This window comes from Bradyrhizobium sp. SK17 (assembly GCF_002831585.1).
GTDB lineage: Bacteria > Pseudomonadota > Alphaproteobacteria > Rhizobiales > Xanthobacteraceae > Bradyrhizobium.
Genome location: NZ_CP025113.1, coordinates 6,951,999 through 6,966,690 on the forward strand (window position 1 = coordinate 6,951,999; position 14,692 = coordinate 6,966,690).

20 protein-coding genes are annotated in these 14,692 nt (G+C 61.8%); 8 read left to right on the forward strand and 12 right to left on the reverse strand.

All coding sequences use genetic code 11. From position 1 onward, the window contains the following. Positions 1 to 572: 572 nt before the first annotated feature. The gene (locus tag CWS35_RS32250) at positions 573 to 1,352 is read right to left on the reverse strand and encodes a hypothetical protein (protein ID WP_100955371.1); all 780 of its coding nucleotides are present in this window, start codon (positions 1,350 to 1,352) and stop codon (positions 573 to 575) included. Positions 1,353 to 1,396: 44 nt separating this feature from the next. Then, positions 1,397 to 1,777, reverse strand: coding sequence for a hypothetical protein (locus CWS35_RS32255; RefSeq protein WP_024582019.1), 381 nt, complete (start codon positions 1,775 to 1,777; stop codon positions 1,397 to 1,399). 885 nt (positions 1,778 to 2,662) lie between these two features. On the opposite strand from CWS35_RS32255, the gene CWS35_RS32260 reads away from it, so the two are divergent. Beyond that, on the forward strand, positions 2,663 to 2,848 hold the full coding sequence (locus tag CWS35_RS32260) for a hypothetical protein (protein ID WP_024582020.1): 186 nt from the start codon (positions 2,663 to 2,665) through the stop codon (positions 2,846 to 2,848). Between the two features lie 103 nt (positions 2,849 to 2,951). Here the strand turns inward: CWS35_RS32260 and CWS35_RS32265 are convergent, their stop codons facing one another. Then, positions 2,952 to 3,239: a hypothetical protein gene (locus CWS35_RS32265; RefSeq protein WP_100956840.1), complete on the reverse strand. Its 288-nt coding sequence runs from the start codon at positions 3,237 to 3,239 to the stop codon at positions 2,952 to 2,954. A 271-nt stretch (positions 3,240 to 3,510) separates the two neighbouring features. Between CWS35_RS32265 and CWS35_RS32270 the strand changes: the two genes are divergently transcribed. Then, positions 3,511 to 3,786 carry a hypothetical protein gene (locus CWS35_RS32270; RefSeq protein WP_100955372.1) on the forward strand — a complete coding sequence of 92 codons (276 nt, stop codon included), beginning with the start codon at positions 3,511 to 3,513 and terminating at the stop codon, positions 3,784 to 3,786. A 23-nt stretch (positions 3,787 to 3,809) separates the two neighbouring features. Here the strand turns inward: CWS35_RS32270 and CWS35_RS32275 are convergent, their stop codons facing one another. Next, positions 3,810 to 4,163, reverse strand: a complete 354-nt coding sequence (locus CWS35_RS32275; RefSeq protein WP_100955373.1) for a phasin — start codon at positions 4,161 to 4,163, stop codon at positions 3,810 to 3,812. A gap of 228 nt (positions 4,164 to 4,391) precedes the next feature. On the opposite strand from CWS35_RS32275, the gene CWS35_RS32280 reads away from it, so the two are divergent. Continuing rightward, positions 4,392 to 4,577 (forward strand): hypothetical protein, encoded by a 186-nt coding sequence (locus tag CWS35_RS32280; RefSeq protein ID WP_100955374.1) that lies wholly within the window; start codon positions 4,392 to 4,394, stop codon positions 4,575 to 4,577. 13 nt (positions 4,578 to 4,590) lie between these two features. On the opposite strand, the gene CWS35_RS32285 is transcribed toward CWS35_RS32280, so the two are convergent. The 3 genes from CWS35_RS32285 to CWS35_RS32295 all read right to left on the reverse strand — a co-directional run bounded on the left by CWS35_RS32285 (position 4,591) and on the right by CWS35_RS32295 (position 7,245). Continuing rightward, entirely contained in the window at positions 4,591 to 4,794 is a 204-nt protein-coding gene (locus CWS35_RS32285) for a hypothetical protein (RefSeq protein WP_029879284.1), read from the reverse strand. 144 nt (positions 4,795 to 4,938) lie between these two features. Next, on the reverse strand, positions 4,939 to 6,072 hold the full coding sequence (locus tag CWS35_RS32290; RefSeq protein ID WP_100955375.1) for an alpha-hydroxy acid oxidase: 1,134 nt from the start codon (positions 6,070 to 6,072) through the stop codon (positions 4,939 to 4,941). 153 nt (positions 6,073 to 6,225) lie between these two features. After that, positions 6,226 to 7,245 carry a GlxA family transcriptional regulator gene (locus CWS35_RS32295; protein WP_024582026.1) on the reverse strand — a complete coding sequence of 340 codons (1,020 nt, stop codon included), beginning with the start codon at positions 7,243 to 7,245 and terminating at the stop codon, positions 6,226 to 6,228. Positions 7,246 to 7,308: 63 nt separating this feature from the next. Between CWS35_RS32295 and CWS35_RS32300 the strand changes: the two genes are divergently transcribed. The 4 genes from CWS35_RS32300 to CWS35_RS32315 all read left to right on the forward strand — a co-directional run bounded on the left by CWS35_RS32300 (position 7,309) and on the right by CWS35_RS32315 (position 10,412). Then, positions 7,309 to 8,022: a hypothetical protein gene (locus CWS35_RS32300; RefSeq protein WP_168226414.1), complete on the forward strand. Its 714-nt coding sequence runs from the start codon at positions 7,309 to 7,311 to the stop codon at positions 8,020 to 8,022. After that, positions 8,022 to 9,314 carry an MFS transporter gene (locus CWS35_RS32305; RefSeq protein ID WP_024582028.1) on the forward strand — a complete coding sequence of 431 codons (1,293 nt, stop codon included), beginning with the start codon at positions 8,022 to 8,024 and terminating at the stop codon, positions 9,312 to 9,314. The genes CWS35_RS32300 and CWS35_RS32305 overlap by 1 nt, the downstream gene beginning before the upstream one ends. 118 nt (positions 9,315 to 9,432) lie before the next feature. After that, a complete protein-coding gene (locus CWS35_RS32310; RefSeq protein WP_245438753.1) occupies positions 9,433 to 10,095 on the forward strand; it encodes a YqcI/YcgG family protein in 663 nt (220 codons plus the stop codon). Next, positions 10,092 to 10,412, forward strand: coding sequence for a cupin domain-containing protein (locus CWS35_RS32315; RefSeq protein WP_100955378.1), 321 nt, complete (start codon positions 10,092 to 10,094; stop codon positions 10,410 to 10,412). Before CWS35_RS32310 ends, CWS35_RS32315 begins: the two co-directional genes overlap by 4 nt. A gap of 24 nt (positions 10,413 to 10,436) precedes the next feature. On the opposite strand, the gene CWS35_RS32320 is transcribed toward CWS35_RS32315, so the two are convergent. Beyond that, positions 10,437 to 10,619, reverse strand: coding sequence for a hypothetical protein (locus CWS35_RS32320; protein ID WP_080891104.1), 183 nt, complete (start codon positions 10,617 to 10,619; stop codon positions 10,437 to 10,439). A 25-nt stretch (positions 10,620 to 10,644) separates the two neighbouring features. Between CWS35_RS32320 and CWS35_RS32325 the strand changes: the two genes are divergently transcribed. Then, complete coding sequence (locus CWS35_RS32325; protein ID WP_016847356.1) at positions 10,645 to 10,830, forward strand: hypothetical protein; 186 nt, start codon at positions 10,645 to 10,647, stop codon at positions 10,828 to 10,830. 158 nt (positions 10,831 to 10,988) lie between these two features. On the opposite strand, the gene CWS35_RS32330 is transcribed toward CWS35_RS32325, so the two are convergent. The 4 genes from CWS35_RS32330 to CWS35_RS32345 all read right to left on the reverse strand — a co-directional run bounded on the left by CWS35_RS32330 (position 10,989) and on the right by CWS35_RS32345 (position 14,571). Beyond that, complete coding sequence (locus CWS35_RS32330) at positions 10,989 to 12,251, reverse strand: CaiB/BaiF CoA-transferase family protein (protein ID WP_024582031.1); 1,263 nt, start codon at positions 12,249 to 12,251, stop codon at positions 10,989 to 10,991. Positions 12,252 to 12,551: 300 nt separating this feature from the next. Further along, entirely contained in the window at positions 12,552 to 12,974 is a 423-nt protein-coding gene (locus CWS35_RS32335) for a GFA family protein (protein WP_024582032.1), read from the reverse strand. A 372-nt stretch (positions 12,975 to 13,346) separates the two neighbouring features. Then, positions 13,347 to 13,922, reverse strand: coding sequence for a DUF6456 domain-containing protein (locus CWS35_RS32340; protein ID WP_100955379.1), 576 nt, complete (start codon positions 13,920 to 13,922; stop codon positions 13,347 to 13,349). 88 nt (positions 13,923 to 14,010) lie between these two features. Then, a complete protein-coding gene (locus tag CWS35_RS32345; RefSeq protein ID WP_024582034.1) occupies positions 14,011 to 14,571 on the reverse strand; it encodes a GcrA family cell cycle regulator in 561 nt (186 codons plus the stop codon). Positions 14,572 to 14,692 lie beyond the last annotated feature (121 nt).

The window sequence follows — 14,692 nt, forward strand, 5'->3', positions numbered from 1 at the left end:
CGCCAGCACCTGCAGCGGTTCGTAGATGTTTGCAGTGGAAATTTTCAAGATCGACGAAGCTGCTGCCGATAGGCAAGACCGCATACTCGCCGAGCCGCCGCCTTGCCGAGATGGTCGGCCCGGACGGTCACTGACGAGGACGTGGCCGGATCAGGCTGGCCAGCCAATCACTAGAATCCGTCTCCGGAACACCGGAATTGTCCGGAATGCCAAACACCGACGGCGGCAGATATCGCATAGGCTGTCCGCTGAATGGGCTCGGCGATCTCGTCGAGGCCGAAGGCGTGCCGGCCGGCGGATAAGACGCGGGAAACCGTCCGTCGAATGTCGCGGGCCTGTCGGGAGGCGCGATTGATGCCGACGGAACGAAAGGCACGGCCGGCGCTCCGGCGTCGAATGCAGTTTGCCCCTCACCTGCGATCGGTACACGGACCAGGCGTCGAATAGCGGCTTTCTTGCTGCTTTCCTCTTGCGATGCATCATCGGGTGGCGCAGCGAATGATCGAGCCGCGACGCCCCTCGACGCAGATGCCGGCGCCGCGCTCCAGCGGTCCGCAAAGTCGGCCGGTCCGTCAGCTAACGCCTGCGGCCTGGTTTGCCAGATATGTCGCGCCAGCTCCGTCAGCGCCAATCTGCGGAACGTAGGGAATGCCATGCTGCGCAGCACTCGACTTGCTTCTCAGCACTCGCTCCGGGGTCGGACCTTGCTTGTAAAACTGCACAAGCAACGCCCGTTGCAGTTCCGGGCTCAAGCCGTTCCAGGCGTTGATTCCCGTCGTCGGATCGCCGTTGACGCTCATGTTGGATTGATAAACGCCAAAACCATGCTGCAAATAGGCAGCGATCGTTGATGCTGTCAGCGCCTTGTCGCTGCCATTCTGCAAGGCGACGCCCGCCGAACATAGACTCTTCGTATAGGGCGTGAAGGCGGGATCACCTGGATTTTTCAGAATTGCCTGAATAGCGTTGTGAAATTTCATGCCGGCCGGGCCGTAATCGACCAGCAGCGGGTTGACCAACTTCGTCCAGACATCCGATCCAACCGTTATCGCGTTGGGATTGGCACGATACTCTCCAAGAATGAGGTCCGAAGCTCCCCGCTCCGCATTAAATGGGCTCTTTGCCAGGCCCCGCGCGTACACTTTACCAAGAGACATATTTGCGTAGAGAGACGAGAGATGAGCCTTCATCTCGTTTTCGTAGCTTGCGGTCTGATCGAACTGCTCTTGAGCCAAAGCTCCGGCAATGGCTTCTGCTGGTACTCCATACCTCGCTGCCGCAGCGGTGATCTGGGGGGCCATGGATTGGACCAAGGCCAGAGTTTTCTTGCCGTAGGACGGAGCGGAGGCCATGGTCAAACTCTTTGGGTACGAGCTTCAGGTCAGTGAACGAATGTTTACGAGAGAGCCCAGAAGTAGGCACAAACTCCCGCCCAGTCTAAAATGACGCACGTCAAGACAACCGTGTTCCACAAGACGACGCGAGAGACCCGCTTGATCCCCACAAGAATTGCGGTCAGGACGACGACGAGCGGCGAGAACGACGCAAGTGTAACGACTGCAATACACCGTGCGAACTCGTCCAACGGGCCAACGAACGCCACCATGATTCCGATCGCGAACGTCGAAAGTCCGAAGACGATCCCCACACACAGGATCAATCTGTAAGTCGCCGAACGGAGATGAAGAAAATACGTTGGAAACACGCATCCGATAGCAGCAATCGTAGAGAGATGATTGATCATCGGTAACGCGTTGAAAATCTGCTCGGCGTCCATGAATCGTCCCCGCGAAAGCATTTAGATAAGCCATCACCACTCAACTGCTCGTTATTGAACCAAGCGAGTTTGGAGGATACTCGAGGGTCATCGGAAGCAAATCAGGGGTGCATATCTGCCCTCTAAAAGTTATGCGAGAAAATGCAGCCGGTACCGTCCATCGATCCGAGCATTTGTTGCGCATGGTTTAGGATTTTTTGTGCAGAAGAGCGGGAGCGACATCAGATGAGCGGTCATGTAACCCCCATTGATTGGCCAATCACGCGCGATGCGACGATGAAATAAACCTGCGGCAGATCGCGCAGCGGGCGGCGATCTTTGGGGCGCGAACCTTATCCCTGACGAGTGGGGCCGCGGGCGGCGCCGGCTTGCGCCGCGCCGCAGGACCGGCGCGTTCGCGCGCGCCGGCCAATTTTCGTACTCGTTTCAACGGTTCGGACGGCGGCGCAGACGACGCTCAGGCGACGGTTGGGAGGATGTGGCGTCGTGACGTTGCGGCCGCCGTCCAATTGGTGAAACGGCAAACAAAAAGCCCGTCGCGGATGGCTCCGCGCGGGCTCAACAATTTCTGATTTTCGGATTATGCTCCTGAGTTGCCCGACGAGTCAACCATTTTCACAAGCTGAACGCGATCGGTAAAATTGGATGCGTCGGCTTCGACGGTGGGAAACCGCCCCAATCGAAATTCTCGCGCGTGATCCGGAATCGCAACGCAAGCCAAGGTCAGGCGTCCTATGCTTGTTGCGATGGTGGCAGTGTGCTGCTGAGTTGCCCGACGCGTCAAGGGGGCAACGGCGCATGTATTTGGATCCACATCGATGCGATTTGGCTGGCGCAGGTCAGACAGACCCGCAGCCGCACGTTCATTGCAAGGAGGAAGCGCCGATGTACTTCGTTGCTGCCGTGCTCGCGGTGCTGTCCGGCCTGTTCTACGCCGCGGGTCATCATCAGATCGGTTCGCTCGGCACCACCATGTGCCAGTACGGCGGCATCTTCTGCGACAGCCCGGTGCTGGTGCTCGTCGGTGCGGGGCTCGCCGCAGCGTGGGGCATGCTCGTCAGCGTGCGCTGATCACCTCAACCTTCGCCGATGATCGTATCGTGCCGTTGAGGTGCCCCGACGCGTCAATTCAATCCAGGCACCTGCGTCGAGATGCAATCGCACGAGCCTCCATCTATTGCGGTGTGCTCGGGTTCGCCGGCTGGGCCGGCCTTGGGCCGGGCGGAACGGGCTCAATCGATGGCTTGGGCTCGGTCGGCAACACCTTCGCGCCGGCTGCACGCGCCGCCTCCCCGGTCGTTGAAAAATTGGCGGATGCCGCTGGTTGCAGCCTCGGTTTGCTCCACGGACCGTGATCGACGATCAGCATGCCGAGCACGCCGAGGATCGCAACCACGGCGGCGGCCAGCAGCGGCGGACCGCCGTGCCGATTTCGATGCCCGGCCGAACTGCCTTCCGTCATCCCGCGCGCGTGCATTGCCATGATCGTCTCCTCCACGGAGACAAGCCGCGACCCGCACGCAAGTTTCCGCATTCCACTCAGAAAGAAAGGCTGGTTGGTGGAACCAATCCATGGCTGCGGCATTGCTACGACGTGTGGCCGTCACCCGCCGTTCATAACGGCGCCTGTCGCGGATAGCCAAAGGTCATCGACCCGCTGTTCAGAACACGCGCACGCGCGGATAGCCAAAGGTGGCGGCCACCTTGCCTTCTGTGAGATCGCGGCACCGCACATGAGTTCCAAAACACGTGAATCCCCACTTCAGCCCAGCCTCGTGCAGCCCAGCCTCGGCGAGCGAGCAATTGACGCTGCGACGGACGTTTCACGCACCATCACCGAGGTGTCGGAGGGACTTCGAGCAGCCGCCGATCGCCTCAGCGATGCAATCGCAACCTCGCGCCGACCAGGCGGCGCGCTTGCAACATTGAGTGCGGTGACGCGCGAGGCGCCGCTTGCCAGCCTGTTCGTCGCCTTCCTGCTCGGCGTCGCCGCAGCCCGCCGACGCTAGGTACAGCTTGCCGAAGGCCTGCCCTAGAACTTGCCTTTGGTGGCGTCCTTGGTCGCGGACATCACACTCCCGCTGATCTGCCGCATATGTTCGCCGGCATTGGTGAACTGGCTGCGCAGGAACTCCGACTGGATCCGCATCGCTTCCTGCAGGTCGGTCGCGTGCACCAGCTTGCGTGCGTGCTCGAACGCTGCCCGCATATTCTGCTCGGTGAACGACAGCGCCTGTTTGGAAATCTCGGTCCCGGTGCCGGGCATCGCCGTCATCGATTTGCTCGCAGCATCGAAGAACAGGCTGAAGGCCTGCTCGGCCTGATCGATGGTCTTTTCCGCGAGATCGCGCAACTCGGCAGGAACTTCAAGCTTCGGCTCAATCATGATCGCGCCCCCTGAAAGATCGTCCGCCCGACGTTAGCATAGATTGTGACGGCGTCAGCGCCGGATCATCAACAACGGCGGTCCCCGCCCGTTCCTGCCGTGAGGAAAAAATACCTGCACCACGTGGCCAGCTCGCTGGCCGATTCCAATCATGTCAGCACTGTGGCATAGTGATTCGAGCACTTCGTTTGGGTCGCGTTCGCGTCTCTTGGGGAATGAGGGGATACGATGCTGCGCGCCTTTCGGCCGACACCGACCTGCACCCGATTCAAGACCAGCATAGAGATGCCGTGCATGAAGTGCGGCAAGCACATGCGCCTGGCCTTGATCGAGCCGCGCGATCAAGTCTACGACGTGCTGACCTACCAGTGCACGCCGTGCAATTCCGGCGAGAGCTTTCTGAACGCGCGCTAGCCCATCGGCCTGTTCAGTCGCTCAACACTGCTGCCCCCGCCTCTGTCAGCACCGGCTCGTCGTCGTGCAGTTCGACCAGACCGAGCTCCGTGAGCACCTGCAGATCCTCGTCGCTGACCGGTGACAATTTGAGTCGTCGGGCCTGGATGTCCCGCAAGGTCCAGCGCAAGGCGATCGCGCGTTCGAGTGCAAATTCAGCAAATGGATTATTGGCCATTCGCATCGACTAGTGCGGCAATTGGATCAGACTTTGTCTTTGCCGCGGCAGCTTCAAGGACACCACAGATTGATGGCGAGCTGAAGCGATCAGGGTGCCGCGCGCCCTGATCGCCTCATTGCTCCAAGCGTCTCTCGTAACCGCTCAATAGCGGTACGGCTCGATATCGAGCAGCGGGAATGCGCTGAACACGCTCGGCAGATTGGTCGGCATCGCCGGGTGCAAATAGGACTTGTCCAGTTCGGCGAAGCGAGTCGCTCCGAGCAGACCGAGGCAGCGGATCACCTCATCCTCCAGCAGTTCAAGCATCCGGACAATGCCGGTTTCTCCGGCCGCGGCGAGCGCCAAACACTGCAGGCGGCCGATCCCGACCAGGTCGGCCCCCGAGACGATGGCCTTCACAATGTCGGTGCCGCGGCAGATCGAGCCATCGACCATGATCTTGGCTCGGCCGGCCACGGCCTGAACGATCTCGGGCAGCACATGCATCGAACCACGGCCGTGGTCGAGCTGCCGTCCGCCATGATTTGAGACGTAAATCCAGTCGACCCCGTGATCGAGCGCGATCTTGGCGTCTTCGGCGGTGGCGATCCCCTTGAGGATCAGCGGAATCTTGAACTTGTCCTTGATCAGCTTCACCGTCCGCCATTCCAGTCCCTTCTGGAAATCGCCACCGGTGGCGCGAATGCGGCTTTCGCGGACATAGCGCTTGGCGATGTCGCGCTCCCGCCGGCTGTAATGGGCGGTGTCCACCGTGAGGCAGAAGGCAGCGTAACCATTGTCGATGGTCCGGCTGACCACGTCCTCGACGAAAGCATCGTCGCCGCGCACATAGAGCTGGAAGATGCGCAGCGCATCAGGCGCCGCCTTGGCGGTGTTCTCGAGGCCAGGCTCGGACACCGAGCTCAGCATATGCGCCGCGCCGAATCTGCCAGCCCCGCGCGCGACGGCCGCGCCCGCATCCGGATCGAAGATCTCGAGCGCGCCGACCGGTGCGATCATCACGGGAAGCCGAAGCTTGCGTCCGAAGACCTCGGTCGAGGGATCGACGTTGATGACGTTACGCAGGACGCGCGGCCGGAACGCGATCTCATCCAGCGCCATTCTGTTGCGGCGCATCGTGGTCTCGGTCTCCGAGGCACCGACGATGTAGTCCCAGGCGTTCTGGTTGAGTTTGGCGCGGGCCGTTCGCGCGAATTCGTGCAGGTTCTGGTATTCCTCGCCACTGGCGCCGAGCTCGACATTGCGCGCCTGCTGAATGGGGGTCCCGTCATTCATGGTGTTTCTTCTCCCGATTTGGCCGGCACATTAGCCGCAGACAAACCGGAAAAGCTACCACCTTCAACGCCGAATCCCGCTCGCGAAGGCCTGCTATTCGCTCGGGAGATAGATCGATTTTTCGAAGCGGCCGCTGAGCTCGGCCGAGGCGAGCTAGCTGCCCGAAAACCGGTTTCGGTACTCGGTCGGCGACACACCGAGGTGACGCAGGAAGGCTCGCCGCATCCGCTCGTCATCGCCAAACCCCGCGCGCTTGGCGACCTCCACCACACCGCCGATCTGCCGGCTTTCGAGCAGCAGGCGCGCGGTCTCCACGCGCAAGGCTTCGACGCCGCTCGCGGGTGTCATGCCGGTGCGGCTGACATAGGTCCTGGCAAAGGTGCGCGGCGTCATTCCGGCCTTCTCCGCCAGCGTCTCGACCTTGAGGTCACTCGTGATGTTCTCAATGATCCACGCATGCAGCGCGCTGAAACGTCCCTCGACGTCCGACGCCTGGGCTGCAAGGACGGTCGAGAACTGGCTCTGACCACCCGGCCGCTTGAGAAACACCACGAGCCGGCGCGCGACATCGAGCGCTGTGGTGTGGCCGAAATCCTCTTCGATCATGGCGAGCGCGAGATCGATGCCCGCGCTGACGCCGGCCGACGACCAGACCCGTCCATCCTTGACGAAGATCGCATTGGGCTCGACGCGGATGTTGGGAAAGCTGTCCTGCAGGCGGGGGCAATAGCGCCAGTGCGTTGCAGCACGCTTGCCATCCAGGATTCCCGTCCACGCCAGCGCGAATGCGCCGAGGCATACCGACGCGATTCGACGGGCCTTCGGCAGCGCCTCCGCAATCCAGGCCATCAATTTGGCGTCGTTGCGGATCTTCCAGATGCCCGGTCCACCGGGGATCACCAGCGTATCGACCTCGCCAGGCGCGATACCGTCGATCGGCGCGGTATCGATCATCATGCCAACATCGGTCGGCACCAACCCGCCCGAGGCTGACAAGTAGGCCAGCGAATAGTCCGGCCCCGGCAGCTCGATCGCCTCCAGCTCGGCGAACACCTGCGCCGGCCCCGAGATATCCAGCAAGGTCACGCCCGGAAAGGCAACGATCGCGATCCGCCGCGTCGCTTTCTTGTCGCGCGGCTCAGACCAGGACGGTTTGGCAGTTTTCGAGGGCATATTGTCCTTTAAGCCATTCGAGCCCCCCCTGTATAGCTCGCGATGGAATGCTGGAGTTCTGCGATGTCGCGACATCTGGGCAGCGAGTACGAGGCGATCAAATCGCCGTGGACGGAATACGCGGTCTACAGTCTACCCGATGCCTCCCGGATGGAAATCCGCGACCGTCAACCGCTGATGGATGCCATGAACGGCATCATCGCCATCAACTGGCAGGCTCGCGAACCACACTGGACCGCCGCCTCCTCACCCTTCGACAAGAAGTACAGCCTGATCCTCGTCTATGGCGGCGCGGGCCTTGTGGCCTTCTCGGTTTACCGCATCCTGAAGATGTCGGCGGGACTTGGAATCTATCGCAGTGGCACGGAAGTGCTACCGGCGCATCAAGGCCGCGGCTTCTACGGCTTCTTCACATCGGAAGTGCTGAGGTGCTCGGGCGCTGCCGAGCGAGCCGACGGCAACGTGCTCTATGGTTGGCGAACCCGCAATCCGATCGTCTGGGCCGCGAACGCTAAAATTTGCGAAAAAGTGTCACCATCGTTGCTCGACGATGCACAGGATCCTGCACTGCAGGCTGCCTGTGTCGAGATGTGCACCTCGCTCTATCCGGGCAAGCCGCTCGAATTGCCCGACATGATCATGCGTGGTGCTTACGGCCACATTAAACACCATCGACAGGCCTATCATGGCACCGCGTCGCTGGTCGACGCCGCGATGTCGCGCAAGATTCCAAATTCAGCGGACGCCCTTTTCTCAGTCGGTTACGCGAGGGTCTGATGACGATGCTCGGACAGCAAGCAGTTTACGCCCCGACGTCGCGCTTCACCGATCGCGCCTATCTCGCCTGGACGGCAGTGGCGATCGCCTACGCCATCGCGTTTCTGCAGCGCGTGTCGCCGCAGTCCATCAGCCTCAGCTTCATGCATGATTTCAACACCGACGCCGCCGGTGTTGCGATGCTCGCCTCGAGTTACTTCTGGGGCTACACCCTGATGCAGATTCCGGCCGGCCTTCTGGTCGACCGTTTCGGCGTCAAGCGCGTCGTCCTCGCCAGCATGATCGCCTCGTCGCTCGGCAGCGCGGCGTTCGCGCTCGCGCCGAATTTGCTCGACGTCTTTGCCGCGCGCCTGATCGTCGCTTGTGGTGATGCGCTGGTCTTCACCGCGCTCCTGAAGCTCGTGGCGCAGAGCTTCGCCGACGAGCGGTTTGGTATGATGTCGGGCATCTCGCAGGTCTCCGGCTATGTCGGAGGCGTGATTGCCACCACGCCGCTGGCCGCCGCGGTCTCCGGCTTTGGTTGGCGGGCCTGCTTCCTGTTCATTGCCTGTGTCGGACTTGCCAATCTCGCCTTCGCCAAGCTTGCGCTGAAGCCCGATCCGGTCTCGCACAGCAACAAGACGCTGAAAGGCGTCGTGGGTGCCGCGCGGCGATCACTTGCCCACGTCGCGAACTGGGGCTGCGCAATGACGTTCGCCTCGCACTTTGCGGTCGTGACGACGCTGTCGGGCGTCTGGGGCATTCCGATGGTTGCGCACTTCTTCCATATTTCCCCGACCGCCGCCGGCACGCCGCTGCTCGCTTTCATGATCGGCAATGCGCTCGGTTCGGTCTTCCTGGGTCATGTCGCCGATCGCGCGGCAGCTGCACTCGACCGCGCGCTGATCCAGATCTGCGCATTGCGCATGCTGCTGATCGCGCTGCTGCTGCCGCCGATCGCTCAGACATTCGGGCTCGTCTACGTCACCGTCGTGTTCACCGCATTGGGCCTCGTCGCCGGCGGCACGGTCCCGCTGGTGCTGAAATGCGTCAAGAAGCTCTACACAGCCGATCTCATCGGCGTGGGCGCTTCCGTCAACACCACGGCCGCCGGAATCTTCGCCGGCATCTCGCAACCCATCATCGGCTTCGCGATGCTTGCTGCGAGCCATGGCTCCGGGACCGACGCCGTGCACAACGCAGCCGTGATCGGTGACGGAGGCTACTGCGCCTTGATTGTCATTCTGCTCCTCATGTCGCTGCCCGGCATTGCCGGACCGCTGCTGATGAGAAGTAAGTTGATAGCCCGTTAGTGTCGTTATGAGTACAGGGGGTGTTATGGAGCGCTTGTTCTTGAGAAAAGGCGATGTTGCGTCAAGCTTTCCGGTCAGCAGCTGGCAGAGCGTGATGTTCTCCGAGTTTGAAGCACAGATGAGCAGCGAAGCACGGCCGTTCCCTTGCGTGTTCGGGGTCACCGGACATCGCCAGGACCAGCTCCGCTACCTCTTCCTCGATCCGTATGACGTCGCCGTGCTCGGCGAACAGCTCGCACAATATGTCTCCGAGGCGCGCTCGTTTGGTCCCAACACTTCGTTGATCGTGTTCACGCGGCCGCGCCCCGTACAGACGCTCGACGCCTATTACCGCAAGATGTGGCTGACGCTCGATCAGCTCGCGCGCCTCGACAAGAACCCGTGGCCATCAGAGATTCCCGAACAGATCGACCATCCGATGTGGGAGTTCTCGTTTGCGGGTGAGCCGATCTTCGTCGTTTGCACGACGCCTGCGCATGTGATGCGGCAGAGCCGCCGATCCAGTGCCTTCATGCTCACGTTCCAGCCGCGCTGGGTGTTCGAGAAGATTCTCGGGACGGAGAAAGCGGCGACCGCCGCATTCGCAGAGGTGCGCAAGCGCCTGGTCCCTTATGACAGCGCGAGCCCCTCCCCGCTCCTCGGCCGCTACGGCGCGACCGATGGCCGGGAATATCAGCAGTACTTCCTGCAAGACGACAACAATGCGAGCGCCGGCTGCCCCTTCGCCAAACTCGCGCAAAACAAGACGCCAACCATTGCGAACAAGGAACAGGCGGCATGACCCAGATCATCGCAGGCACCAAGACTGATTTTGCCATCGATCCGGCAATCCTGAACTTGCTTCCCGCACAGGGTTCGGTGGAGTTGCAGCATGACGCGGCCGGCAAGGTGCATCACTTCCATACCCATCCGGTCGACGAAATTCTGATGATTGTCAGCGGCCGGCTGAACTTCTCCTGGGATGGTGGCGAACGCGTGGTCGGTGCCGGCGACACGATCCTGCTGCCTGCCGGCACCCGGCATCAATCCGAGGCGCTCGAGGGCGGCGCAATCTACGTGATCGCGACGCAGCCGCCCGCCAAGCCGATCAACACCTGATATCCGGGAGAAAACGCGAACACTTCAGGACAGTGAAGGATCGCGTGGCGGCTCAACCGCCAAACGTTCGACCAGCTCGATGACCTCGCAACGCTGGCCGGGCGCAAGTCGAAGGAAAGCCTTCAACAGTCGCAGGCTTTCCAGTGTTTCGCTCGATGGAGCTCCGAGCTTCTTCTGCAGCTCTGCAACGTATGTGGGATTTTTCATCTCGCACCTTAAGTGAGGATCACGAATGGCATACCCAGGTAAACGTGAAGGCTTGGCCCAGAAGGTCGACACCGCAGCACAAGAGGCCGAACGCCTCGGCCTGACCACGGCAACCCTCATACTTCGGATGGCACGCCTCGAGATCGATCGGGCGGAGCCCGAAGAAGTTGAAAGTATGCCAAGGAACAACCTGCGCAGCAAGCCGAACTGAGACCCGGGGCACGGGCCAGTTCCAGCTCCCTGGCCGTCCGTCGGCACGGGTCGGGGAGTTGCCTGCTTGAACGACATTCCAGCAGGCGAGAGGCATTGCTCTCGTCTGCCGTCAGCTTGTTGTAAGGATGCTGAATTTACGGCGCGGCCCCGACCGCGTTAACCTGTATTCCCGGCCTTGCCGAATGCGCCTGCCTCGGCCAATGCCGCGAGGCGGCGGTTGTCGTAGCCGAGCGTCCTGCTCAATACATCACGCGTGTGCTGGCCGAGCAGTGGAGCGGCAACCGGGTCGACCGCCGGCGTCAGGCTCATGCTGACCGGCGACTCGATGTTCGGAACCGAGCCTGCGGTCGGATGCGCGATCTTGCTGAGACGATCCCGGTCGCGCACTTCGGGCGCGTTGAAGCCCTCCTCGACCGTTCGCAGATAGCCAACCGGAATGTTGGCCTTCTTCATCTTCGCCATCCAGTTCTCCAGCGTGTCGCTGGCAAACACGCCGGCAATGATGCCGCGCAGCTTCTCCTTGTTGGCGGTCCGCGCCTTGCGTTGAGCAAACTCGGGATCGGTGATGAGATCCGGGCGCTCCAGCACGTCTGTGACAAGCCGGCGATAGAGCCGGTCATTGGCGCAGGCCATGTAGAGCGGACCATCGGACGCCCGGTAGACGCCGACCGTCGGAGAACCATTCGGAGAGTTTCCGAAGCGGCCCGGGTTGTTACCGTTGATGAGATAGGCCATGCCGTAGAAGCCGGTCATTGACACCGCGGTGTCGATCAACGCGACCTCGACCTGCTGGCCTTGACCGAGCCGATCGCGCGCAATCAACGCCATCAGGATGGCATTGCAGGCCGACATGCCCGTTGCCATGTCCACGATCGGCGGACCAGTGCGCACCGGCTCGCCGTCCGCAAAGCCGTTCAGCGACATGAAGCCGCTTTCAGCTTGCGTGATCGGATCGAAGCCGGGGCGGAGCGCGAAATCGCCCTTGCGGCCATAGGCGGAGATCGAGCAATAAATCAGCCGCGGATTGGTCGGCGCCACCGACGCATAGTCGAGACCGAATTTCTTCATGACGCCGCCGGAGAAGTTTTCTACCACGACGTCGGCCTTGGCAATCAGTTCGCGTGCGACCTCGAGCGCAGCGGGATTATTGAAATCGAGCACAATGCCGCGTTTGTTGCGGTTGAGGCTCAGATAGGCCGCGCTTTCTCCGCCGATTTCGGCGTGTTCGTAAGCGCGCGTGTCGTCACCGCCGTCCGGATTCTCGATCTTGATGACCTCGGCCCCGAAATCGGCCAACGTTTGCGTGCAGGCCGGCCCCGCGACGACGCGAGTGAAGTCGACAACCAGCAGGCCATCGAGCGCCGTCGGAACTCCCTCCCCGCGCGGCGCGCGCCCTGGCAATTCTGGTCCGGTCATGATCCGACGCTTCCTCTGTTATTTTGTCAGGCGAAATACCGCGACCCTGGCAGGACCGCCGCCGCACGCCTTTTAGCGGAAGCCCATCGTTAAGACCAAACCCGGATTTTGCAGGGCGGGACCTTCGCCTGACATGGCTGCGATCGGCAAGGATTGTCCTGGCGGTGCCGGAGCGCCGATGCGAAAGAATGACTTGAACAGGAGAACGGCAGACTGGCAGGCCGGTCAGGCACCTCCGCCCGCGGAAGAGTAGCGGGTGACGACGCGCCGTCGCCACCCGCTCCGTCATGAAGCACCGTCGCGCTACTCTGCGATCATTTCCCCGGAGCCACCGAACTCGGCCGGAAAATCCTTCAACTTCGGCAAGCCATCGCGGATCGGCAGCACTGCCTCGGAATAGTTGACGTGGACGCCCGGGCTGAACTTCAGCGTCGGGATCGTTGCCGTGAACACGTCGACGAGCCCAAGCGTCGGGTGGTTGGTCATCAGGTGACCGCCGCATTTGGTGCAATATTTGCGCTGGCTCATCGCGGTCTTCTCGAAGGTCGCGATGTGGTCGGCGCCCTTGGTGACCTCGACTGCTTCAGGCTTCCACAGGCTGAATGCATTCACCGGGCCACCGGACCATGAACGGCACGAACGGCAGTGGCAGTAACCCATCGCCTCCGGTTCGCCCGTGACCTTGAGTTCGACGGCGCCACAAAAGCAGTTTCCTGTGTGATTCATCGGTCGGTTCTCCTTGGGTGAAGTGGTGGGACTCCGCGCCGGCATCGACCCACGTTACTCGTGATGTTCGCGATGCAGGACAGGACGTAAGCGGGCTTAGTCGCTGCGAACTCCCTGGTGGACGTACCAGACCGTTCCCCGCACGAGAGGCAATCACGTTGCGCTCGGATGCAGGCAGGTCGTCGACGCGAACGAAGTTACATGAGAGTCCGCGCCGCTGTCGACCATCTTCCGCAAGACATGCTCAAGCACGTCGTCCACCACAATCAAGGATCGAGTTCAGTGTGAGGCAGAGCACAGTGCCGTAACACGATGCGATGTGCCGCGCCGGATGCTTGCGTTGCAACCGGCGCGTGAGCACATCACGCTTAATCAGCATTGCCGGTGCTTCGCGGGAACCCGATGCACCGTGACAAGCCCGTACAACAGCGCCAACCGATCCAGGCATTCCTTGAAACGCCGCGCGAAATAGTCCTGCCAGCGCTGCGTGCGTAGTCCGCGTCGTTGCCCGACCTGTTCCATGGTCATCCCGAGGATCAGAACGTCGTGCACCAGTGCAGAGCCATCGGCGCCAAGCTCATGCTCGGCACGATTCAAGCGAAGCGTCGCCTGGCGCTGTCGTTCCGTGATCGGCTCGCGCAGCTCGCCGCCATCGACATATTCGCGGGTCGTATCCACGGCGCGGGGGCCGCGCTCGGCCTTCTCCCAATCGTTCTGAAAAGCCCGGCCGCTCCGATACTGCGTATCGTCGATCTGGCGGTGGGCATGCAGCCGGCCGAGCGGATCGTTACGTATCGAGCGAAATGCAACGATCTTGTCGCCCGGCTCCAGCGCCATCGGATCGTCGACCTCGACGGCGGCCAGCTCGGCGTTGAACGGCAGATCCTGGGCGCGTCGATCGTGCGCTCCAGCGGGGTCGTATGGCTTCCGGCGTTTGGCGCGAGGCATTGCTGATCTCCAAATGTCTGCTGATGAGCGCGCGGAGGCTTCCGCGCGGTTGCGGATGGAAAGTTCGGAGGTCGGGAGATGAACCGTCTCAGCCGGCCCCGACGGCTCGCAGCCAGCCATCGTTGAGTACCGGTTTCGCCGAGGCCTCGAGGTCGCGGCTCAGGCGAAAATGTGGGGTGCAGTAGCTCGCGCCCGGCCGGCAGGGATGACCGCAGAAGGTCATTGTCTCGACGTCGGCGTCTCCGCCATAGGGATAGCGGCAGTCACCGCGTTCGAGCTCGAGCAGGGAGAGGTGCCGCGGCATAACCCCCGCGCAACGAAGCGGTGGCATCTCCACCGTCTCGGTGAATATCCTTGGCGAACCAAGCAGATCGAGCGTCGGCTCGGCCGGGCGCTCGCGCAGGCATTCGCCTCGTGGCAATTCCGGCGGGGGCGGCTTGGGCGGATCCAGTCGCCCCGGCAGGGACGGCTCGGGCCGATCGAGCCCCGCCAGCCCCATGCGCTGTGCCCGGCTGAGCGCCGCGTTACGCGTATAAGCCGTGTTGAATGCTGCGTTAATCGCGTCGGCGATCTCCGAATAGGACAAGCCGCGGGCGCGCAGGTTTTGCAGGGCTGCCGAGTGCTCCGGCAGCCAGTTCGTCATTTCCATTCCAAATTCCCATTTTTGTCATTCTGCCGGCGCCTCACACAGCTTCCGATATTCCGAAGAAAAAGTCAAGCTTGATTTCTGATAATCGTAACGGTAATGATGTATCCGGGTTTGGAGAGGA